The sequence below is a fragment of the Robertmurraya siralis genome, assembly GCF_005502275.1.
GTDB classification, from domain to species: Bacteria; Bacillota; Bacilli; order Bacillales; family Cytobacillaceae; genus Robertmurraya; species Robertmurraya siralis.
The window spans coordinates 38,227-59,772 of record NZ_SWLZ01000005.1; the positions used below are offsets into that span (position 1 = coordinate 38,227).

Here is a 21,546-nt window from a genome sequence, read left to right on the forward strand (position 1 = left end):
TGAAAAAGGAGGGAGGATATCATGAATGAAAAAGCGTGAGGTTCATGCATCCGTAAAAGATGAGCGTCTTGTCATAAAAAGGAGAAATCAAATGATTAAAGGGGCTGTCACGCTTTTTAAAGAAAAGGGATTCCACCGAACAACAACAAGAGAAATTGCAAAAGCAGCTGGGTTTAGCATTGGAACGTTATATGAATATATTCGTTCGAAGGAAGATGTCTTGTATTTAGTGTGTGACAGTATTTATGATGAGGTACACAATCGCCTACAAAAGGATATTGATACAAAACGCGGAACTCTTGAAAGCCTTCGACTTGGCATCGGCAACTATTTTAGAGTCGTAGATGATCTTCAAGACGAAGTGCTTGTCATGTATCAGGAGGCGAAATCTCTTTCCAAGGATGCACTTCCATATGTGTTGAGAAAGGAAGCAGAGATGGCGCTCATCATTGAGGATATTATTAATCGTTGCGTTGAAAATGGTGAGTTGGAACTGTCGGCAGAACAGGTGAAGCTCATGTCACATAATATTGTTGTATTAGGGCAAATGTGGGCGTTTCGCCGTTGGAATATTCAAAAGATGTACTCTCTAGAGGAATATATCGAAATTCAAATCAAGCTTATTTTTGAGGGGATTAAGAACAAAGAAGTTTCATCACCATGAATGGAGCTAGCTTTAAACATGAATAAAGGGTGGCTTGAATAATCATCGCAGGAACAATTCGGGCTTTCATTGTTCCGAGGCGTCCTGCGCTTTTCTAACTAAGGGGGAGAAAGATGAGTACGCAGACTATTTATAAGCCGAAAAATCATATCCGTTTTGTGTCTGCTTCCAGCTTGTTTGATGGGCACGATGCCTCAATTAATATTATGCGCCGCATCCTTCAGGCAAGTGGAGCAGAAGTGATTCATCTCGGGCATAATCGTTCTGTGGAAGAAGTGGTAAATGCGGCTATTCAGGAGGATGTCCAAGGGATTGCCATGTCTTCTTATCAAGGTGGGCATGTTGAATATTTTAAGTATATGTACGATCTGTTAAAAGAAAAAGGAGCCTCCCATATTCGTATTTATGGCGGCGGCGGCGGGGTAATTATTCCGCGTGAAATCAAGGAGCTGCATGACTATGGAATTGCGCGAATTTTTTCTCCGGAAGACGGCCGGAAGCTCGGTCTTCAAGGCATGATTAATTTGATGCTGCAGGAATGCGATTTTCCAACGATCGCAGCAGATGTCTCGAACTATATCAACAAGGTGTCGGAAGGAGATGTAGTGGCGACGGCAAAGCTGATTACGTTAGCAGAGCATCAAACAATTGAAGTGGCGACGGCAACTGAAGCAGCTGTATTAGAACAATTAAAATCGATGGATAGACAGGCGCCAGTCCTTGGAATAACAGGAACTGGCGGTGCCGGGAAAAGCTCCTTAACCGATGAATTAATCCGTCGTTTTTTAAATGAGATTCCCGAAAAAAAGGTTGCCATTTTGTCGGTCGATCCTACGAAGCAAAAAACAGGAGGCGCGCTTCTTGGTGACCGTATTCGCATGAATTCCATATTCTCACCACGCGTCTATATGCGGAGCTTAGCAACAAGGGAGTCGAAATCCGAGCTGTCGTTGGCAATTAAGGAAGCGATTGCTGTTGTCAAAGCGGCAGGCTACGATTTAATCGTTGTCGAAACAAGTGGGATTGGTCAAGGAGATGCAGGCATTACGGAGATATGCGATGTTTCGATGTATGTCATGACCAGTGACTTTGGCGCGCCTTCCCAGCTCGAAAAAATTGATATGATTGATTATGCCGATTTAATCGTCATTAACAAATTTGAGCGAAAAGGCTCGGAGGATGCTTTAAAGCAAGTGCAAAAACAATATCAGCGAAGTCGTATGCTCTTTGAAAAAGAGTTGGATGATATGCCGGTCTTTGGAACGATCGCTAGTCAATTTAATGATCAAGGAACGAATGCTCTATTCGCTGCATTAATCGAAACGATTAATGAAAAAATGGCTACGAATTGGGGCACCTCCTTCAGTAAAAATGCGAAAGTTGAAAAGCAAAATATCATCATTCCTAATGAGCGTCGTTACTATTTAAGGGAGATTTCCGACACAGTTCGAAAATATCACCAAACAGCGGAGGAACAAGTGGAGCTGGCAAGAAGGCTATTCCAAATAGAAGGTGCATTGGAGGCATTGAAAGAGAGAGAAGAAAATGCCGAAGCCCTCACTGCTCTCCAACGTTTAAAGGAAGAGGTGGAAAGTAAGCTCACCCCTGAATCAAAAAATATATTAGAAAATTGGGAAGCGACAAAAGAAAAATATGCTGGAGAACAGTTTGTCACAAGAATTCGTGATAAGGAAATCGTGACAGCTTTAAGAACGAAAAGTCTGTCAGGACTTAATATTCCAAAGGTTGCTTTACCGAAATACAAAGATTATGGCGAAATTATCAAATGGGTCTATAAAGAAAATATTCCAGGCAGCTTTCCCTACACTGCCGGGGTTTTCCCTTTTAAACGGGAAGGTGAGGATCCGAAGCGTCAATTTGCCGGAGAAGGGACACCTGAAAGAACAAATCGCCGTTTTCATTATTTGTCAAAGGATGATGCGGCAAAGCGCTTGAGCACGGCTTTCGACTCGGTCACATTATACGGAGAAGACCCTGATTATCGACCGGATATTTATGGGAAAGTTGGGGAAAGCGGTGTCAGTGTTTGTACCCTTGATGACATGAAAAAGTTATATAAAGGCTTTGATCTTTGTCATCCTTCAACCTCAGTATCAATGACGATCAATGGACCTGCACCAATTATTTTGGCGATGTTCATGAACACGGCCATTCAACAGCAGGTAGACAGGAAAGAGGAAGAACTGGACCGTCCTTTGAGTGAGAAGGAGCTTGAAGATGTAAAAGCTAAAACATTGCAAACGGTGCGGGGAACGGTGCAGGCTGATATCCTTAAGGAAGATCAGGGGCAAAATACATGTATTTTTTCCACGGAGTTTGCCTTAAGAATGATGGGTGATATCCAGCAATATTTCATTGACCATAAAGTTCGTAATTACTATTCTGTTTCTATTTCCGGCTATCATATTGCCGAGGCGGGAGCAAATCCGATTTCGCAGCTCGCATTTACACTGGCCAACGGCCTTACCTATGTGGAGTATTACTTGAGCCGTGGCATGCATATTGATGATTTCGCACCAAACTTATCCTTCTTTTTCTCGAACGGATTGGATCCAGAGTATACGGTAATTGGTCGTGTAGCACGGCGAATTTGGGCGACTGTTATGAAAAATAAGTACGGGGCCAATGAACGTAGTCAAAAGCTTAAATACCATGTACAAACGTCAGGCCGTTCCCTCCATGCCCAAGAAATTGATTTCAATGATATAAGGACGACATTGCAGGCTCTAATGGCTCTCCATGATAACTGTAATTCTCTTCATACAAATGCATATGATGAGGCCATTACGACGCCAACAGAGGAATCGGTAAGACGGGCAATGGCCATCCAAATGATTATTACAAAGGAACACGGATTAACGAAAAACGAGAATCCGCTGCAAGGTTCTTTTATTGTCGAGGAGTTAACGGATTTAGTTGAGGAAGCCGTTTTGCAGGAATTTGAGCGGATGGATGATCGCGGCGGTGTGATAGGAGCGATGGAGACTCAGTATCAACGAGGGAAAATTCAAGAGGAGTCAATGTTTTACGAAATGAAAAAACATACTGGCGAGCTTCCGATCATTGGCGTCAATACTTATTTAAATCCAAACCCGCCATCAGAAGAGGAATTGGATAATATGGAGCTGGCCCGGGCCTCTAAGGAGGAAAAGGAACTGCAAATCCGGAATTTGCAAGAGTTTCAAAAAAGGAATGAAGATAGAGCAGAGATTGCTTTAAAACGCTTAAAAGAAGTCGCGGTTAGCGGGGGCAATATTTTTGCTGAATTAATGGAAACAGTGAAAGTAGCAAGTCTGGGACAAATTACCCGTTCCCTTTATGAAGTAGGCGGACAATATCGCAGGAACATGTGAGTGATCAGACCAGGGGAAACGGTTTTCTCTGGTCTGAATTATTTTGTTTTCCCAAGTAATGAAGGAAAATAGGACAGGATCTTTACATTTCTTTACAAAATATATTTAGAGGAATTTTCACATTATCAATCATTTTACTTTATAATCAAGATAGTATGCAGATTGGGATGTGAGCGACGTTGAGAAGACGGATTATCATTTTTTTGACATTAAGTGTCATCCTTATGACCCTTGTTTTTTTATATGAGCGGCAGTTGGGTGCTGTTTCTTTTTTCCTATTGGCAATCTTTTTTTTTACGCTTGCCTACGATCAGTTGTCCGATCCGTCAAAGAAGAAAAGGAAACAAAAAATGAAGCAAAAATCACCTTGAGATATTACCTTAAAATAGATGAAGTTACAACTTTTAGAAAAAAGTAACAGATTGACTAACTGAAACTAGCATAAAGGGCTATATTTTGTTTATAATGGAGAATATGCTATTCAGAGTGTCAACAGAAGTAATATCAGTCGTAAGTGCTGATAACTCTAGGTTTACAGTGTTTAGATGGTGAAAGGATGTGCAAATATTGAGTCTTAAACAATTCTCAAAAGAACAATTGCAAGAAATGTCATTAATAGAAATGGCTTACGAATTATTGAATAGTCAGAAGCAGCCAGCTTCATTTAAAGAAATCATGGATGAAATTACGGCAACATTAGGGTTAACGGAAGAAGAAGTACGAGCAAAAATTGCTCAGTTCTATACCGATTTAAATATTGATGGTCGTTTTCTCTCGTTAGGTGAGAACCGCTGGGGACTGCGAGTTTGGTATCCAGTTGATCAATCTGAAGAAGAAGTGATCACACCAACTAAGCCAAAGAAGAAGAAGGCTAAGAAAGTATTGGATGAAGACCTTGAGTTCGAAGAGGATGACGATGAAGACGATATCGATTATGATGATATTCTCGCTGATGAAGATGACGATGATCTACTAGATCTTGACGAAGACGATGAGGACTTCGATGAAGATTTTGAGGATGACGATGATGATCTTCTAACGGCTGATGACGATGAAGACGACTTTGATGATTTAGATGATGATCTGGATGAAGACGAGGAAGAGGATTTATAATCTTGACTTTTTTATAAGAGGCTTGTAGAATCATTTTTGGGCTCCTTAAAAAAGGAACGACAATAGTGATATGATTTACGCTCCCTTACAATAATTTGTAAGTGGGGCGTTTTTATTTTATCTAAAAGGGAGACTCTTTTATTTCCATAGAAGAGTCTCGCGAGCTTTATGAAGAGTAGTCCAAAATAAATAGCTTATCAATTTTTGGCATTCAGCGATAAGAAAAATAAAGATTGAGAAAACTAATGGGTGCAGGTGGTACATCTGATCTTTTCATAGGCAAATTTCTAGATATCTATTACCCCTAACGCAAGCAATATCAAATATATCAACGGTTCACAGGCGATGCGAAAGAGGTTTTATTTTATGAAAAACGGGCAATTTTTAGTTTAAGTATTAAGAACTGTTTTTCATCATTATTTTCGCTTTGTGGATATGCAAGTAGGAAAAATTAATCTAAAGGGGGATTTTTTTGATGACAAAATATATCTTTGTAACTGGTGGAGTGGTGTCATCGCTAGGAAAAGGAATTACTGCTGCTTCACTTGGCAGATTGTTGAAAAACCGAGGCCTGAGCGTGACAATTCAAAAATTCGATCCATATATAAATGTGGATCCTGGAACGATGAGCCCGTACCAACACGGAGAGGTTTTTGTAACGGATGATGGTGCAGAAACGGATCTAGACCTTGGTCATTACGAGCGTTTTGTAGATATTAATGTGACGAAGTTCAGCAATGTAACAACAGGAAAAATTTATTCAACCGTTTTGCAAAAGGAACGTCGTGGCGATTATTTAGGAGGAACTGTACAGGTTATTCCACATATTACGAATGAAATAAAAGATAGAGTGTTCCGTGCCGGTCAAGAAACGAATGCTGATGTCGTGATAACGGAAATCGGGGGAACGGTTGGCGATATCGAATCATTGCCTTTCCTTGAAGCGATCCGCCAAATCAAAAGCGACATCGGACGTGATAACGTCATGTATATCCACTGCACCTTAGTTCCTTATATTAAAGCGGCAGGTGAAATGAAGACAAAACCTACGCAGCATAGCGTGAAAGAGCTGAGGAGCTTAGGAATTCAGCCAAACATCATTGTTGTTCGTACAGAAATGCCAATTGCTGAAGATATGAAAGATAAAATTGCCCTGTTCTGTGATATTGATCCAAGAGCTGTTATTGAATGTCCAGATGCAAGCACTTTATACTCGATTCCTCTTACATTACAAGAGCAGCATATGGATCAAATTGTGTTAGAGCATTTAAAAATTCAAGCTCCAGAGGCAGAAATGACTGAATGGAAAGCATTGGTTGATAAAGTCCTTAACTTGTCAAAAACAACAAAAATTGCCCTTGTTGGGAAATATGTCGAGCTTCAAGACGCATACATTTCTGTGGTCGAAGCATTAAAGCATGCAGGCTATGCCTTTGATGCAGACATTGACATTAAGTGGATTAATTCAGAAGAAGTGAATGCAGACAATGTAAGGGCTCTTCTTCAAGATGCAGACGGTATTCTTGTTCCTGGTGGATTTGGAGACCGTGGCATCGAGGGGAAAATCCTTGCGACGCAGTTTGCTCGTGAAAATAAGATTCCGTTCCTGGGTATTTGCTTAGGAATGCAGCTAGCTTCAGTAGAGTATGCCCGCAATGTTCTTGGTTATACAGATGCACATTCAGCTGAAATAGCTCCAAATACAACGCATCCGATTATCGATTTGCTTCCTGAGCAAAAAGATATTGAAGATTTAGGGGGAACCCTGCGTCTCGGCTTATATCCATGTAAGCTAACTGAAGGATCAAAAGCGCATGCTGCTTATGCTGATGAAGTAATCTACGAACGTCATCGTCATCGTTATGAGTTCAATAATAAATATCGCCAAGAAATGGAAGAGGCTGGTTTCATTTTCTCTGGTACGAGTCCGGACGGACGCTTAGTGGAAATTATTGAATTAGCAGACCACCCTTGGTTCGTGGCTTCTCAATTTCATCCGGAGTTCACATCAAGACCAAATCGTCCACAGCCATTATTTAGAGACTTCGTAGAAGCATCCATGAAAATTAAGAAGTAGGACGAAAGTATTATAATATGAAAATGGCGTATAACTGGATCCAGTTTATACGCCATTTTTTGGTTTGGATAAAGTGCGCGAATGGTTCATATCAGCTTATCTCGACCGACTCCAAACCGGCGCTTGTGCGAGTATGTGTATTCGGCTGAACAGAAGTATACGGTCGGAGAAGAGGTAAATCGGCGATCATACGTATTGACTGCTACTCGGTACCATCCCGTTCGTTCCGGACGAATGGACTTCGAATTCGGTCTATTCGAGAATACCTGCGTTCGTTCCGGTTGAATCGGCCTCGTTATCGGCAACAATCCGGAAATACTCCGGTCAAATCGTGGCCCCTAATCGAACATGCCCTCCTAGTAGTCTGCCAAAATTTCCTTTAAGGTTAAGGTTAATCCGTAATAGACAAAAAGGGCTGCCATGGAAGCTGGATAGCCGTAACGGCTTCCATCTTCATCAGGGAGCAGGGCCCTTGTTACGTGTAAATTAATATGTACATCAGAGAGTGCGGCAATACACTCCTTCTCATCGTTGGATTTTGTTGCAACGGTGACAAAGGGAATTCTCTGTTCCCGTAACCACTTGGCAACTTTCAGCGCCTCTTCGTCATTGGAATATCTTGAAAAGATAACAACTCGATCTGCTGCAGTGACTTCCTGCTCATGACCTTCCAAAGGCTTAGCATTCTTTAACGGTTCGCTGCTATGAAATGCTTCGGCTAATATAGCTGCCATTTCCTGCTTTCCATACAGGTAAATGAGCCCGTCTCCGACCGCGGCTTGTGCGAGCAATCTCGCTCCATCTTCGAATGAAAATTCTTCCTTTTCATGTATTCGATTAAATAAACCCGTTAATTGGGTGGAAAACATTTTTAACATCGTAAAACCTCCTCGTCTAGATTATAATCAAGCTTTTTGGAAAAAGGCAAAATAATGATTTATTATGCAGGAATCTGAATGGAAGAAATAGAATTTAATGAGGTGGAAGGATTATCAACATTTTCCATCAATAGTCAGGCAATATCTTAAAAAGAATTTGCCCACTTCTCTTATTGGTTTCTTTCTCTTACATCAGGGGAAAAGAACTGAACACAGAATGTCTTTCAGAATGGTGTTAAAAAATTTGGAAAAAGGAATGAACTATTCCTCTATTATTTGTTTTTATCAACTTGAGCCATGCTGAAATTCATATACATAAATTGTCACAACAGCATCAAAGTAGATTCTAAATTGAGGAAGAGGTGGTTTTATGAAAGGGAAGATTTTAATTGTTGATGATCAGTTTGGCATTCGTATTCTGCTAAATGAGGTGTTGCAAAAAGAAGGTTACGAAACCCATCAGGCGGCGAATGGAGTACAGGCTTTAGATATTGTGGCAAATAACTGCCCAGACCTTGTGTTACTTGATATGAAAATTCCAGGGATGGATGGAATTGAGATTCTTAAAAGAATGAAGCTCATGAATAATGAAATTCGAGTCATTATTATGACTGCATATGGAGAATTGGATATGATCCAAGAGGCTAAAAATTTGGGTGCTTTAGCTCATTTTGCCAAGCCGTTTGACATTGATGATATTCGTGAAGCCGTAAAAAAATATATTTCTGTTGCGGAAGAGTAAAATGATATTAAATTTTTATGAACAATACTGTTTTGGAATGGGTGCTTGCTGCAATAGGATTTCTTTGTTTTGAGCGCTCAAAGACAACGGTTTCAATTGCTTTGATAGTTTTTTGTCTTTTACATATTTTTGCCTTTGTCCACAATCTGCATAGCTTTTCTTGAGCATATTTGGTAGAATGTTTTACAGGGTCATTCTTCACAATGCTTGAATGATAAGTACATAACCGGGATTTATAAAGGGAAAACTCTTAAAGAATTCAGCTGTTGGGAGAATAGATCATGTAAAAGGAGGAAGAAAAATGCCTTTAGTTTCAATGAAGGAAATGCTTATTCAAGCAAAAGAGGGCGGCTATGCTGTCGGCCAATTTAACCTTAATAATCTAGAGTTTACACAAGCGATTTTACAAGCTGCTGAGGAGGAGAAATCTCCAGTAATTCTTGGCGTATCTGAGGGTGCAGGTCGTTATATGGGAGGCTTTAAAACTGTTGTTAAAATGGTTGAAGGGCTTTTAGAAGACTATAAAATTACAATTCCAGTGGCGATTCATTTAGATCACGGGTCAAGCTTTGATAAATGTAAGGAAGCGATTGATGCAGGTTTTACTTCTGTAATGATCGACGCTTCACATCACCCTTTTGAAGAGAATGTTGAAACAACGAAAAAAGTAGTTGAATATGCACATTCAAAAGGTGTTTCTGTAGAGGCTGAGCTTGGCACAGTTGGCGGTCAAGAGGATGATGTCGTGGCAGACGGCGTTATTTATGCTGATCCAAAAGAGTGCGAAGAACTAGTGAAGCTAACAGGCATTGACTGCCTTGCTCCAGCATTAGGTTCCGTTCATGGACCTTACAAAGGAGAACCTAATCTTGGCTTTAAAGAAATGGAGGAAATCGGCAAAGCAACAGGCCTGCCTCTAGTTCTTCATGGCGGAACTGGTATTCCAACAAAGGATATTCAAAGGGCAGTATCTTTAGGAACAGCCAAAATTAACGTAAATACTGAAAACCAAATTGCATCTGCGAAAAAAGTACGTGAAGTGCTTGCGGCAGACACTGAAGTGTACGATCCGCGTAAATATCTTGGACCAGCACGTGAAGCAATTAAAGAAACGGTTATTGGCAAAATGCGTGAATTTGGTTCTTCAGGAAAAGCGTAATATTTCCAAAACAATGAACATGTCGACATAAAACCGCCTTTTCCCTTAAGGCGGTTTTAATTTCATTATTCTTGAATTTGCCTCTTATTTTGGGAGGATATGCTCTTTTGCTTAATTGAGTCAATAGTAGTGCTTGATAGCATACATATAATGAAAAAGGAGAAATGGACGATGAAATTTTTTATTGATACGGCAAATATAGAAGAAATTAAAGAAGCTTTTTCCATTGGTATTATCGCTGGTGTGACAACAAACCCATCGCTTGTAGCAAAAGAGAAAAATGTTACATTCGAGGAACGCCTTCGTGAAATTACTGCTCTCGTTCCAGGGTCCGTTAGTGCAGAGGTTATCTCGCTTGAGGCAGAAGGAATGATCCGCGAAGGGCGTGAACTGGCAAAAATAGCACCAAACATCACGATCAAAGTGCCGATGACACCGGAAGGTTTAAAAGCAGTATCTGTTTTTTCGAAAGAAGGAATTAAAACGAATGTGACATTGATATTTAGTGCTAATCAAGCTTTGTTAGCAGCTCGTGCTGGAGCTTCTTACGTTTCGCCATTTCTCGGAAGACTTGATGATATCGGTCATAATGGCTTAGAGCTTATTTCCACTATTTCTGAAATCTTCGCTATCCACGATATTGAAACTGAAATTATTGCAGCATCTATTAGACATCCACAACATGTAACAGAGGCAGCTTTACGAGGTGCCCATATCGCAACTATTCCCTATAAGGTAATTCTGCAACTGTGCAATCATCCTTTAACGGATAAAGGAATTGAGGCATTTTTAGCAGATTGGAAAAATCGAGAAACAACATAATACATGTATTTTTTACAAACATAGGCGAGGTGCCAAGCTCTACATTTATGGTAAAGTGGTTAATGAAATAATCATTTTAAAAACAACGAATGTATTTGCTTGAACATGTCTATATTGCTAAATAAGCGAGTAGATTGATTGACCCATATTCTTTCATCATCAAAGTCGTGATGTTTGGAGGAAGCTACCTGTAAATGACAACATCATACTTAGAAGGGAGTCAGAGATGGATAAGCTCAAAATTGCAGGCGGTTACCCTTTAACAGGGACAGTGCGGATAAGCGGTGCCAAAAACAGCGCTGTGGCTCTTATCCCGGCGACTATATTAGCCGATTCACCTGTTACGATTGAAGGTTTGCCGGAGATTTCTGATGTCGAGTTACTGAAAAGTCTTCTAGAGGAGATTGGTGGATCTGTGCAGTTTTCTAATCATGAAATGACCGTAGATCCTTCTTCAATGATTTCCATGCCATTGCCGAATGGGAAAGTGAAAAAGCTTCGGGCCTCCTATTATTTAATGGGAGCGATGCTCGGACGCTTTAAGAAGGCCGTCATCGGTTTGCCAGGAGGATGCCATTTAGGCCCGAGACCGATTGACCAGCATATAAAAGGTTTTGAAGCATTGGGTGCGAGTGTAACAAACGAGCAGGGAGCCATTTATTTGCGTGCCGACGAATTAGTTGGTGCTAGAATTTATTTAGATGTGGTCAGTGTTGGAGCGACCATCAATATTATGCTTGCAGCTGTCCGCGCAAAAGGACGTACGATTATTGAAAATGCAGCGAAAGAACCTGAAATTATTGATGTCGCCACCCTTTTAACGAATATGGGCGCTAAGATTAAGGGAGCAGGTACAGATGTCATCCGTATCGACGGTGTTGATGAGCTTCATGGCTGCAGACATACGATCATTCCTGATCGGATCGAGGCGGGCACATATTTGATTTTAGGTGCAGCGGTGGGTGAAGGAATTCTTATCGATAACATTATCCCTCAACACCTTGAATCATTAATTGCCAAATTGAGGGAAATGGGCGTTCCGATTGAGACGAAGGATGATCAGGTCTTTGTTGGAAAAGCGGATATTTTTAAAGCGGTAGATATAAAAACGCTTGTATATCCAGGGTTTCCAACTGACCTGCAGCAGCCTTTTACCTCATTGTTAACAAAAGCAGAAGGAACGAGCGTTGTCACGGATACGATTTATGGTGCCCGCTTTAAGCATATTGATGAGTTGCGAAGAATGAATGCTAATATTAAGGTGGAGGGGCGTTCGGCAATTGTTAGCGGTCCGGTCAAACTTCAAGGAGCTAAAGTAAAGGCAAGTGACCTGCGTGCAGGGGCGTCTTTAATAATAGCTGGATTAATTGCAGAAGGGGTCACCGAAATTACTGGAGTCGACCATATAGATAGAGGCTATAGTCATCTAGTTGAAAAGCTCGAAGGCTTAGGAGCAACAATTTGGAGAGAGCAGCTTTCGAAAGAAGAGATGGAGCAAATGAAACAAGCTTAAACAAACTAGAAATGGCAGATTGTTACTTCAGTCGTTCATATGCTGGAGGATAGTTGGGGGAGGAAGACCGATGGAAAGAAGTTTATCAATGGAATTGGTTCGTGTCACAGAGGCGGCTGCATTGTCATCTGCTCGTTGGATGGGTAGAGGAAAAAAGGACGAAGCTGATGATGCTGCGACAACAGCGATGAGAGATGTTTTTAACACGATCCCGATGAGAGGTACAGTCGTAATCGGTGAAGGTGAAATGGACGAAGCGCCGATGCTTTATATTGGTGAACAGCTAGGAACTGGAAACGGACCTGAAGTGGATGTTGCTGTCGATCCTCTGGAAGGGACGAATATTGTCGCTTCAGGAGGATGGAATGCGCTGGCAGTAATTGCAATTGCTGACCGGGGCAACCTGCTTCATGCTCCAGACATGTATATGGACAAAATTGCTGTGGGTCCGGAATCTGTCGGTCAAGTTGATATTAATGCTTCTGTCACTGATAATTTAAGAGCGGTTGCAAAAGCTAAAAATAAAGATATCGAGGATGTTGTGGCAACGGTATTGAATCGTCCGCGCCATGCCAAAATCATTGAAGAGATCCGTGAAGCTGGTGCGCGTATTAAATTAATTAATGATGGAGACGTTGCTGGTGCGTATAATACGGCATTTAATCGGACGGGGGTAGACATTTTATTCGGCACAGGTGGAGCCCCGGAGGGAGTGCTTGCAGCAGTCGCCTTAAAATGCTTAGGTGGTGAACTTCAAGGAAGACTTCTTCCTCAGGACGATGCAGAATTAGAACGATGCAAGAAGATGGGGATCGAGGTGAATAAGGTGCTGCGGATGGATGACCTTGTGAAGGGGGATGATGCCATCTTTGCAGCAACTGGTATTACAGACGGTGAACTACTGAAAGGTGTGCAATACAATGGGGCATACGGTTCTACTCACTCAATCGTCATGAGAGCCAAGTCGGGAACAGTACGCTTTGTTGAGGGTCGCCACAGCCTTAAAAAGAAACCTCATTTAGTGATAAAATAACCTATTCACGCTCTGGCTCCTCCCATATTTGAGCCAGAGCTGCAACCTAGAATAACGAGAGATCAAAACAAAGGTTTAAGAAAGTTGAGGTCAACAGGAAGACATCAACTCCTTCCAAAACAAAAAACCTTCCTAACATGACAACCAAATTAAAAATTTATATTGATTACTATTTATAAAACAGGGTAAAATAAAAATTGTTTTTTATTGAAGTCAAGTTCTCACAATTTAGGCGAAGTATATAAAACGATATTTATACGTTCGTTTTCCCAATCGGGATTTTCCAAACCAAGGCATTTTTCTGATCGATGAAATTGACTGAAAATAAGTGAATTTATCTCTTCTCATGCTTCTTATAGCCTCAAAATGAATTCTTTCCTTATTTTTTAGCGAAGTCCCGTGATCAATAAATAAAAAATAGTTCGTCAAACTAGAGGCTCAAGATAAAAAATCCAATTTATAAAAATTAAAGAGTGGTGTAATGATGGAATTAACAATTTCAGGCTTAGAAAATATGAAGCTAAAAGAACTCTATGAACTTGCAAAAACTTATAGAGTATCTTACTACAGTAAACTAACAAAAAAAGAACTAATATTTGCCATCCTCAAAGCACGTGCAGAGCAGGAAGGTTATTTCTTCATGGAGGGAGTACTTGAGATTATTCAATCTGAAGGATTCGGTTTCCTGCGCCCGATAAACTATTCCCCTAGCTCAGAAGATATTTATATTTCTGCATCGCAAATTAGAAGATTTGATTTAAGAAACGGTGATAAAGTTTCAGGTAAAGTGCGCCCTCCTAAAGAAAATGAGCGTTATTTCGGCCTTCTTCATGTTGAAGCAGTGAATGGAGATGACCCAGAATCAGCGAAAGAACGTGTTCATTTCCCGGCCTTAACTCCACTCTATCCAGATAGACAAATGAAGCTTGAAACAACACCGAAGCACATGTCTACGAGAATTATGGATTTAATCGCACCAGTTGGATTTGGACAGCGCGGTTTAATCGTGGCGCCGCCAAAGGCAGGTAAAACAGTGTTATTAAAACAAATTGCCAATAGTATCACCACGAATCATCCTGAAGCGGAGTTAATCGTTCTTCTCATTGACGAACGTCCGGAAGAAGTAACAGATATTGAGCGTTCTGTCGCAGGTGATGTTGTCAGCTCGACCTTTGATGAAGTTCCTGAGAACCATATTAAAGTTGCAGAGCTCGTCCTTGAAAGAGCAATGAGGCTTGTTGAGCATAAAAGAGATGTTATTATCTTAATGGATAGCATTACACGTCTTGCCCGTGCCTATAATCTTGTCATCCCGCCGAGTGGACGAACTCTCTCCGGAGGAATTGATCCTGCTGCATTTCATCGACCAAAGCGTTTCTTTGGGGCAGCCCGAAATATTGAAGAGGGCGGCAGCTTGACGATTTTAGCGACAGCTCTTGTCGATACAGGATCCCGTATGGATGATGTTATTTACGAAGAATTTAAAGGGACAGGGAATCTTGAGCTTCACCTTGATCGCGGCCTTGCCGAGAGAAGGATTTTCCCTGCGATTGATATTCGTCGTTCTGGTACACGTAAAGAAGAACTACTTATTCCGAAGGATCATTTAGATAAGCTGTGGGCAATCCGTAAATCAATGACGGATAGTCCAGATTTTGTGGATAAATTTTTACGTAAGCTTAAATCAACAAAATCGAATGAAGAGTTCTTTGCCAAGCTTGATGAGGAGATTAAAGCGAAGCGATCTTAAATTCTTAAGCTAATTTTAAGCATTTTCCTGAAAAAATGCATATCTTTTAAAGGGAGGTTGGCATAAGACAAAATCTATATGGTGTGAAAAAATTCTCATATTGCAAAACAGATCTCTCGCTGTTATAATAGATTTTGTGCGTTTATGATTTTTAGACAGCATGGCCATACTATGCTGTATATGATAACTCTGTTTCGAAAGATTCAGGGCGGAAGGAGATGAAAAGGAATGAAATCAGGAATTCATCCAAATTATAAAAAAGCAACGGTGAAATGTGCTTGCGGTAACGAGTTTGAAACAGGTTCTGTTCAAGAAGAAATCCGTGTTGAAACTTGTTCTGAGTGCCATCCATTCTATACTGGACGTCAAAAATTCGCTGAAGCTGGCGGACGTGTTGACCGTTTCAATAAGAAATATGGCCTTAAATCACAACAACAATAATCAATCATTAAACAGGCAGAACCTTTGCCTGTTTTTTATTTCAATTTTGCCAAATTTCCAAGGATTTATATCGATCATTTTTACATAGATTGAGTCCAAGTCATTGTGCAAGTGGAAAGGAAGCTTCTCCTAGTTGAAGCTAGAACATGGTGACATTGGTTCGAATCGTATGTATCATGGAAGGAGAGACCTGTACATGTATGTAGTAAATCATCACGGCTGGGTGGAAGTAGTGTGCGGAAGCATGTTTTCTGGTAAATCGGAGGAACTGATTCGCCGCGTTCGTAGGGCTGAATACGCGAAACAGAAAGTGGTTGTTTTTAAGCCGAAAATTGATAACCGCTATAGCAGCGATGCTGTTGTCTCTCATAATGGTACATCATTCAATGCTATTCCAATCGCTCATTCAACAGATATTTTTAAATATATTGAATCAAATGAAGAGATAGTGGCCATCGATGAAGTTCAATTTTTTGATTCAGAGATCGTGAGCGTTATTCAGCATTTAGCAGATAGTGGCCATCGTGTCATTGCTGCGGGGCTCGATCAGGATTTCCGCGGCGAGCCTTTCGGGCAAATGCCAAATATAATGGCGATTGCAGAATCGGTCACAAAGCTTCAAGCAGTTTGCACAGTGTGCGGTTCGCCGGCTAGTCGCACACAACGTTTAATTAACGGCAGTCCTGCTTCCTATGATGATCCTATTATTTTAGTAGGAGCAGCAGAAGCATATGAGGCCCGTTGTCGCCATCATCATGAAGTTCCAAAGTCGCCGAACGTGCTAGCAAAAAAAAACATATCTAAGTCAGTTTGACGTAGTGCGGCAACTATTTGAAGAGATCTTTTAACTATAGCAGGTAAAGGAAATGGCGTGTGTTTCTTTCCTTGTTTTTTATTTTTCGCAGGAAATCTGCTTTCCGAATTATTACGAAGGCGCTCTGTGCTTTTGTTTTGTTGAGAAGATTATGGAAAAGGTAAGAAAGCCACTTGTAGGCGATGCGAACGTTTGCTGCCATGAATTTAAAGAAGATGACCACTTGGACATGTCAACCTGCTTTTAAAAGAATCATTTTGGGGGGCCTTGACTCCGGGTGAATTTGCCGGAACAGGTGGGATCCCACGGGAGCGCCTGCGACCGAGGCCCACGCTTGTCTTCCGCAGTAAATTTAACCATAAAAAACACCCCGTAAATTAGAATGGTGTCTAACTTTACGGGGCACATCAGTCCCGCTGCCTTTTGTTGGTGAAAAACCACTGTCCGTTGCTGATTATAATCTTATATGAACCTCCGTACCGTCCTTATCTTTAATATCCACGAGAACAAGGCCCTTATAATTTTTTAACTCTCTGATGATTGGCTTAAGCATTTCTTTTTCAATTGGTGGAAGGGTATAGTCCATTTTTTTTCTTTCAAAGTGTTCTTTTGTCCGCTTGCTAAGCTGTTGTTGAACCAATTTTGAAGATAAAATCGAGATGCCGATGTCTAATATAGCATACGGAATGGGGATGGAAAAATGGATGTCCTTTGTTTTCACTTTTAAATGTATCATAATCACTCACTATTCAATGATGACAGAAACGGTATCGCCGTTTGCTGACTTCACATCAACAATGGGGCCATCCAATTCATTTTCAATTGCATCAATAATAAGATTTATATCAATATCCTTTATATATTTCTCGGACTCAGGGATGCTTGCCGCGATGCTGTGACCGGCCATTAAAACGACCTTAACAAGCTTTAGGGGCAAATTGACTGTTACATTATCGTTATCCGTTGATTGAATTCGAACTTTGAGCATTTTGTCTAAGTAATTGTTCGTTTTTGGTTTTTCAACAAACAACTCTGTAGATTCTTCTTTGTCCTGTAAAATTTGAATCAGTTCTGCCCCCTTATCGGCATCAATTTTTCCATCTTGAACCATTGTTAATATTTTGGCAATTTCCTCTCTCATCGCTCATTCCTCCTATTCTTCTTTTAACAGCTTAATGGCTTCTTCTGCAGTAATCTCTCCATTTTCTAACATCGTTACAACTTTCTTCTCATCTACTTCATTTTTCTTCTTTGATTCATATCCAAGTGCCGAAATGATATCGGTTAATTTCCCGCGAACGGTTGGATAAGAGATCCCCAGTTCTTTTTCAACTTCTTTGATATTTCCTCGGCATGTTAAAAATATCTCAACAAAATGAAGCTGTTCTTTTGACAATGAAGCTAGTTTAGACAATTCAAATTCATTCTCAATGGTTGTATGACAATGGGAGCAGTGTAGCTTTGTAACCTTCAATGTTTTACTGCAGACAGGACAGTTTGTAATGATTTTATAAGTCATTATTAAAACCCTTTCCTTTGTTTGTTTTGATTATATATCAAATAATTTAAATAGTAAATAATAAAAATTGATATTTTAAATAAAATTAATTAATTATTTTTCATTTTGAATTAAAAATATTGATTTTTATAAAAACATATCGCGATTAAACAAAAAGGAAATAACTTCTTCTTCACATTTTCGAAAATTGGGCATTCTAAAAAGAGAATAGTGAAGGATGTGAGATGAATGAAGAAATTTTCGTTGCTTGTCTTTCTTTTCTGCTTAACGGCCTGTAATGGCGCACTGCAAAATGAACTGGTTGAAGATAAAAATCCGACCGAAACGAATGTAATGAATCGTGAACTTCCTGGAAGGACAATGTCTGACCAAAATCCGAATTTAATTCATACAGGTTCAGAACGTAATCAAGGAACGGATATCGAGCATGCGAAAAAGGTCATTTCTGATACTGGTGAATTCACTCCTGATTCTGTTTGGATTAACGGCAAAGATTTATGGGTAACGGCTCATACAGATAAAAATCTTTCCGCAAAGGAAAAAATGGAGGCGCAGGCTAAACTCCATAAAATTTTGATTGCCGCACTCCCTAGTTATGATATCGAAGTCAAGGTTAATGAGGATTAATGAAAAGCATGCTCAAACTTGGGCATGTTTTTTTCTGTTTGGTTTTGACGATGTTTTACCTCTATACTATAATTAGAATGTTATGGGTATTTGATGGAGTCCACAAATCAATAATTGAAAACTAATGATAAAATGCCAATTAGTAAAGTTTTTATAAATGAATGGATGTCAAACCCTTTATAAGGGAAATAAACCTGAGGTGAAACACATGTTTGATCGATTACAAGCGGTAGAAGACCGTTATGAGAAGTTAAATGAACTACTGAGCGATCCGGAAATTGTTAATGATCCGAAGAAATTACGAGAGTACTCTAAGGAACAGTCAGATATTCAAGAAACAGTCGACGTTTACCGCGAATATAAAGAGGTGCGCTCGCAATTTCAAGATGCAAAAGCGATGCTTGAGGAAAAGCTCGATCCTGAAATGCGTGAAATGGTAAAGGAAGAGCTTAGTGAACTAGAAGAAAGGGTGGAAGAGCTTGAAGCTCGTTTAAAGATTCTTCTGATTCCTAAAGATCCAAATGATGATAAGAACGTAATAATGGAAATTCGTGGGGCTGCTGGTGGCGATGAGGCTGCCTTGTTTGCAGGAGATCTTTATCGCATGTACAGCCGTTTTGCAGAAGCACAGGGCTGGAAAATAGAAGTAATTGAATCCAGCTCCACTGGTGTAGGCGGATTTAAAGAAATTATCTTTATGATCAATGGAAATGGTGCTTATTCAAAGCTTAAATTTGAAAATGGAGCACATCGTGTTCAGCGTGTTCCTGAGACTGAATCTGGTGGACGTATTCATACTTCTACAGCGACAGTAGTTGTTTTGCCAGAAGCAGAAGATGTTGAAGTTGAAATCCATGATAAAGATATTCGCTTTGACACATACGCTTCTTCTGGTGCGGGTGGACAGAGCGTCAACACGACCATGTCGGCTGTACGTTTAACCCATATTCCTACCGGCATTGTTGTTACTTGTCAGGATGAAAAGTCCCAGCATAAAAACAGGGATAAGGCAATGAAAGTATTGCGTGCTCGCGTATACGATAAATTTCAACAAGAAGCGCAAGCAGAATATGACCAAAATCGGAAATCTGCTGTTGGAACAGGCGATCGTTCAGAGCGCATTCGCACATACAACTTCCCGCAAAATCGTGTGACAGATCATCGTATCGGATTAACCATTCAAAAGCTCGATCAAATTTTGCAAGGGAAATTGGATGAAATTATTGACGCTTTAATTCTAGAAGATCAGTCCGCAAAATTGGAAAGTGCTTCAGATGTGTAAGAAAGTGTTCGAAGCCCTCAAGTGGGCTTCTTCTTTTTTAACGGAACGGGGTCGCGATGAAAATGCGGGGGAATTATTGCTTCGTCATTATATGGGTACGAGCCGAGCAAAATTGTTTGCGAGCTTCCGTGATGAGCTTCCGCAGGACGTTTGGCTAGCTTTTGCAAAGGCAGTCCATCAACATGGTGAAGGGGAGCCGGTACAATATTTAATCGGATACGAGGAATTTTACGGTCGAACTTTTTCAGTTAATAGAGAAGTTCTTATTCCAAGACCAGAAACGGAAGAGCTTGTCTATCATGCTCTACAGCGGATAAAGGAAAAGTTTGGGGATAAGGCCGCTTCTCTTGTGGACATCGGGACGGGCAGTGGGGCTATAGCGATAACGATGAAGCTGGAAAGGGAAAACCTCATCGTCACAGCGACAGATATTGCCAGGGAATCTCTTGAGGTAGCGAAGCAAAATGCAACTGAGCTAGGAGCGGAGATTTCTTTTGTTGAAGGCGATTTACTAACACCTTTCATGGAAAAAGGGCAAAAATTTGATGTTCTTCTTTCGAATCCCCCCTATATTCCTGAAGGGGATCGGGAAACGATGTCGGTAGTAGTTACAGAGCACGAGCCACATCGAGCTCTTTTTGCAGGGAACGATGGGCTTGACATTTATCGCCGCTTACTGGAGCAATTGCCATTTGTTATGAATGAAAAGGCAATGATTGCTTTTGAAGTTGGGGCTGGGCAAGGTGAGCTTGTGGCGCAATTGGTGCAGGATGCCTTTTCGCAGGCAAGCGTTGAAATTATCCATGATATTAATGGCAAGGATCGCATGGTGTTTGCTGAATGGGGATGACGAGAAGGACTTCTTAGGAAGCCCTTTTTTGTTTGACCGATAAAACGGGATGAAGACCGATATATTGATTTTAAGGCCGATATAATTTGATAAAGACCGATATAACACAATGAAGGCCGATATATTTAATTAAAGACCGAAATCGGAAAAACACGACTGGTAAAAAATTTTAATTTTAATAGTTTAAGATTCTCAACTCCTGTCCACACTGTGTGGTGAAGGGGTGGTCAAACATGAAAGCCAAAACAGTAGCAATGGCATATATTTTAATTCTGTCAATTGGAACAATTTTTAGTTTATATATTCCTAAAAATGAAGTAACTGCGAATGACTTAGTTGTGATTCCGAATGAAGCGATTCGGTTGCGTATTTTAGCAAATAGTGATCATGAAAAAGATCAAGAGATGAAAAGAAAAGTCCGCGATGCCATTAATGCAGAAATTACAGCATGGGTGGAGGATTTAACTTCTGTAGAAGCAGCACGCAGATTAATAGAGTCAAGAATGCCGGACATTCAAAAGATTGCAGAAAACGTAGTACGTGATAACGGCAGCACCGATAAAGTGGAAGCTGCTTACGATAAAAAAGTCGAATTTCCAACAAAGCTATACGGTGAGTTTCTCTATCCAGCAGGTGAATACGAGGCAATTCTTGTTACGATTGGAGAAGGGCAAGGTGCGAACTGGTGGTGTGTTCTTTTTCCCCCGCTATGCTTCCTTGATTTTTCCAACAGTGTAGCAGTAAGTGAAGGGATAGACGAAGAATCGGTGGAAGTCGAACAAGAGAATCAAGAGAATCAAGAGGAGCCGCTTTTCGTCGAGGATGAAGAAGAAGAAGTGAAAGTAAAGTTCTTCCTAGTAGAAATTTTTGAAAAGATCTTTGGATAAT

Annotated in this window: 20 protein-coding genes; 16 read left to right on the forward strand and 4 right to left on the reverse strand. The window is 40.5% G+C overall.

Annotated features, from left to right (window positions below; translation table 11 throughout):
• Window positions 1-25: 25 nt before the first annotated feature.
• The 4 genes from FCJ93_RS08685 (at window position 26) to FCJ93_RS08700 (ending at window position 7,228) form a co-directional block, all read left to right on the forward strand.
• Complete coding sequence (locus tag FCJ93_RS08685; RefSeq protein ID WP_137743461.1) at window positions 26-664, forward strand: TetR/AcrR family transcriptional regulator; 639 nt, start codon at window positions 26-28, stop codon at window positions 662-664.
• Window positions 665-777: 113 nt separating this feature from the next.
• Window positions 778-4,038 carry a fused isobutyryl-CoA mutase/GTPase IcmF gene (gene icmF, locus FCJ93_RS08690; protein ID WP_095312139.1) on the forward strand — a complete coding sequence of 1,087 codons (3,261 nt, stop codon included), beginning with the start codon at window positions 778-780 and terminating at the stop codon, window positions 4,036-4,038.
• Between the two features lie 567 nt (window positions 4,039-4,605).
• Entirely contained in the window at window positions 4,606-5,151 is a 546-nt protein-coding gene (rpoE, locus tag FCJ93_RS08695; protein WP_095312135.1) for a DNA-directed RNA polymerase subunit delta, read from the forward strand.
• Between the two features lie 475 nt (window positions 5,152-5,626).
• A complete protein-coding gene (locus tag FCJ93_RS08700) occupies window positions 5,627-7,228 on the forward strand; it encodes a CTP synthase (RefSeq protein WP_095312133.1) in 1,602 nt (533 codons plus the stop codon).
• A gap of 356 nt (window positions 7,229-7,584) precedes the next feature.
• Here the strand turns inward: FCJ93_RS08700 and FCJ93_RS08705 are convergent, their stop codons facing one another.
• The gene (locus tag FCJ93_RS08705; protein WP_095312131.1) at window positions 7,585-8,106 is read right to left on the reverse strand and encodes a DUF2529 domain-containing protein; all 522 of its coding nucleotides are present in this window, start codon (window positions 8,104-8,106) and stop codon (window positions 7,585-7,587) included.
• Between the two features lie 370 nt (window positions 8,107-8,476).
• Between FCJ93_RS08705 and FCJ93_RS08710 the strand changes: the two genes are divergently transcribed.
• The 8 genes from FCJ93_RS08710 to FCJ93_RS08745 all read left to right on the forward strand — a co-directional run bounded on the left by FCJ93_RS08710 (window position 8,477) and on the right by FCJ93_RS08745 (window position 16,380).
• Window positions 8,477-8,848, forward strand: coding sequence for a response regulator (locus FCJ93_RS08710; RefSeq protein WP_095312129.1), 372 nt, complete (start codon window positions 8,477-8,479; stop codon window positions 8,846-8,848).
• 301 nt (window positions 8,849-9,149) lie between these two features.
• Entirely contained in the window at window positions 9,150-10,007 is an 858-nt protein-coding gene (locus FCJ93_RS08715; protein ID WP_095312127.1) for a class II fructose-bisphosphate aldolase, read from the forward strand.
• Between the two features lie 171 nt (window positions 10,008-10,178).
• Window positions 10,179-10,829 (forward strand): fructose-6-phosphate aldolase, encoded by a 651-nt coding sequence (gene fsa, locus FCJ93_RS08720; protein WP_137743462.1) that lies wholly within the window; start codon window positions 10,179-10,181, stop codon window positions 10,827-10,829.
• A gap of 226 nt (window positions 10,830-11,055) precedes the next feature.
• Window positions 11,056-12,342 carry a UDP-N-acetylglucosamine 1-carboxyvinyltransferase gene (locus FCJ93_RS08725; RefSeq protein ID WP_095312123.1) on the forward strand — a complete coding sequence of 429 codons (1,287 nt, stop codon included), beginning with the start codon at window positions 11,056-11,058 and terminating at the stop codon, window positions 12,340-12,342.
• A gap of 70 nt (window positions 12,343-12,412) precedes the next feature.
• On the forward strand, window positions 12,413-13,375 hold the full coding sequence (glpX, locus tag FCJ93_RS08730) for a class II fructose-bisphosphatase (protein WP_137743463.1): 963 nt from the start codon (window positions 12,413-12,415) through the stop codon (window positions 13,373-13,375).
• Between the two features lie 484 nt (window positions 13,376-13,859).
• Window positions 13,860-15,125, forward strand: a complete 1,266-nt coding sequence (rho, locus tag FCJ93_RS08735; RefSeq protein ID WP_095312256.1) for a transcription termination factor Rho — start codon at window positions 13,860-13,862, stop codon at window positions 15,123-15,125.
• Between the two features lie 228 nt (window positions 15,126-15,353).
• On the forward strand, window positions 15,354-15,566 hold the full coding sequence (rpmE, locus tag FCJ93_RS08740; protein ID WP_095312119.1) for a 50S ribosomal protein L31: 213 nt from the start codon (window positions 15,354-15,356) through the stop codon (window positions 15,564-15,566).
• 196 nt (window positions 15,567-15,762) lie between these two features.
• A complete protein-coding gene (locus FCJ93_RS08745) occupies window positions 15,763-16,380 on the forward strand; it encodes a thymidine kinase (RefSeq protein ID WP_137743464.1) in 618 nt (205 codons plus the stop codon).
• 454 nt (window positions 16,381-16,834) lie between these two features.
• On the opposite strand, the gene FCJ93_RS08750 is transcribed toward FCJ93_RS08745, so the two are convergent.
• From FCJ93_RS08750 to FCJ93_RS08760, 3 genes are read right to left on the reverse strand one after another with little or no spacing between them, the layout of a single operon-like run.
• Window positions 16,835-17,116, reverse strand: a complete 282-nt coding sequence (locus FCJ93_RS08750; protein WP_137743465.1) for a hypothetical protein — start codon at window positions 17,114-17,116, stop codon at window positions 16,835-16,837.
• A gap of 9 nt (window positions 17,117-17,125) precedes the next feature.
• Window positions 17,126-17,521, reverse strand: coding sequence for an SHOCT-like domain-containing protein (locus FCJ93_RS08755; RefSeq protein WP_095312112.1), 396 nt, complete (start codon window positions 17,519-17,521; stop codon window positions 17,126-17,128).
• Window positions 17,522-17,533: 12 nt separating this feature from the next.
• Window positions 17,534-17,899 (reverse strand): DUF2089 domain-containing protein, encoded by a 366-nt coding sequence (locus FCJ93_RS08760; protein ID WP_095312110.1) that lies wholly within the window; start codon window positions 17,897-17,899, stop codon window positions 17,534-17,536.
• Between the two features lie 228 nt (window positions 17,900-18,127).
• Between FCJ93_RS08760 and FCJ93_RS08765 the strand changes: the two genes are divergently transcribed.
• The 4 genes from FCJ93_RS08765 (at window position 18,128) to spoIIR (ending at window position 21,545) form a co-directional block, all read left to right on the forward strand.
• Complete coding sequence (locus tag FCJ93_RS08765; RefSeq protein ID WP_137743466.1) at window positions 18,128-18,526, forward strand: hypothetical protein; 399 nt, start codon at window positions 18,128-18,130, stop codon at window positions 18,524-18,526.
• A gap of 208 nt (window positions 18,527-18,734) precedes the next feature.
• Window positions 18,735-19,808, forward strand: a complete 1,074-nt coding sequence (prfA, locus tag FCJ93_RS08770) for a peptide chain release factor 1 (RefSeq protein WP_095312106.1) — start codon at window positions 18,735-18,737, stop codon at window positions 19,806-19,808.
• Window positions 19,801-20,658, forward strand: a complete 858-nt coding sequence (prmC, locus tag FCJ93_RS08775) for a peptide chain release factor N(5)-glutamine methyltransferase (RefSeq protein ID WP_095312104.1) — start codon at window positions 19,801-19,803, stop codon at window positions 20,656-20,658. Before prfA ends, prmC begins: the two co-directional genes overlap by 8 nt.
• A 233-nt stretch (window positions 20,659-20,891) precedes the next feature.
• Window positions 20,892-21,545, forward strand: coding sequence for a stage II sporulation protein R (spoIIR, locus tag FCJ93_RS08780; protein ID WP_095312102.1), 654 nt, complete (start codon window positions 20,892-20,894; stop codon window positions 21,543-21,545).
• Window position 21,546: the final 1 nt, after the last annotated feature.

Coding starts and splice junctions, on each gene's coding strand:
- FCJ93_RS08745 (WP_137743464.1), top strand. CDS start 15,763: ATGTATGTAGTAAATCATCACGGCTGGGTGGAAGTAGTGTGCGGAAGC.
- FCJ93_RS08700 (WP_095312133.1), top strand. CDS start 5,627: ATGACAAAATATATCTTTGTAACTGGTGGAGTGGTGTCATCGCTAGGA.
- FCJ93_RS08685 (WP_137743461.1), top strand. CDS start 26: ATGAAAAAGCGTGAGGTTCATGCATCCGTAAAAGATGAGCGTCTTGTC.
- rpmE (WP_095312119.1), top strand. CDS start 15,354: ATGAAATCAGGAATTCATCCAAATTATAAAAAAGCAACGGTGAAATGT.
- fsa (WP_137743462.1), top strand. CDS start 10,179: ATGAAATTTTTTATTGATACGGCAAATATAGAAGAAATTAAAGAAGCT.
- prfA (WP_095312106.1), top strand. CDS start 18,735: ATGTTTGATCGATTACAAGCGGTAGAAGACCGTTATGAGAAGTTAAAT.
- FCJ93_RS08715 (WP_095312127.1), top strand. CDS start 9,150: ATGCCTTTAGTTTCAATGAAGGAAATGCTTATTCAAGCAAAAGAGGGC.
- spoIIR (WP_095312102.1), top strand. CDS start 20,892: ATGAAAGCCAAAACAGTAGCAATGGCATATATTTTAATTCTGTCAATT.
- FCJ93_RS08750 (WP_137743465.1), bottom strand. CDS start 17,116: ATGATACATTTAAAAGTGAAAACAAAGGACATCCATTTTTCCATCCCC.
- rho (WP_095312256.1), top strand. CDS start 13,860: ATGGAATTAACAATTTCAGGCTTAGAAAATATGAAGCTAAAAGAACTC.
- FCJ93_RS08765 (WP_137743466.1), top strand. CDS start 18,128: ATGAAGAAATTTTCGTTGCTTGTCTTTCTTTTCTGCTTAACGGCCTGT.
- glpX (WP_137743463.1), top strand. CDS start 12,413: ATGGAAAGAAGTTTATCAATGGAATTGGTTCGTGTCACAGAGGCGGCT.
- icmF (WP_095312139.1), top strand. CDS start 778: ATGAGTACGCAGACTATTTATAAGCCGAAAAATCATATCCGTTTTGTG.
- FCJ93_RS08725 (WP_095312123.1), top strand. CDS start 11,056: ATGGATAAGCTCAAAATTGCAGGCGGTTACCCTTTAACAGGGACAGTG.
- prmC (WP_095312104.1), top strand. CDS start 19,801: ATGTGTAAGAAAGTGTTCGAAGCCCTCAAGTGGGCTTCTTCTTTTTTA.
- FCJ93_RS08755 (WP_095312112.1), bottom strand. CDS start 17,521: ATGAGAGAGGAAATTGCCAAAATATTAACAATGGTTCAAGATGGAAAA.
- FCJ93_RS08705 (WP_095312131.1), bottom strand. CDS start 8,106: ATGTTAAAAATGTTTTCCACCCAATTAACGGGTTTATTTAATCGAATA.
- FCJ93_RS08760 (WP_095312110.1), bottom strand. CDS start 17,899: ATGACTTATAAAATCATTACAAACTGTCCTGTCTGCAGTAAAACATTG.
- FCJ93_RS08710 (WP_095312129.1), top strand. CDS start 8,477: ATGAAAGGGAAGATTTTAATTGTTGATGATCAGTTTGGCATTCGTATT.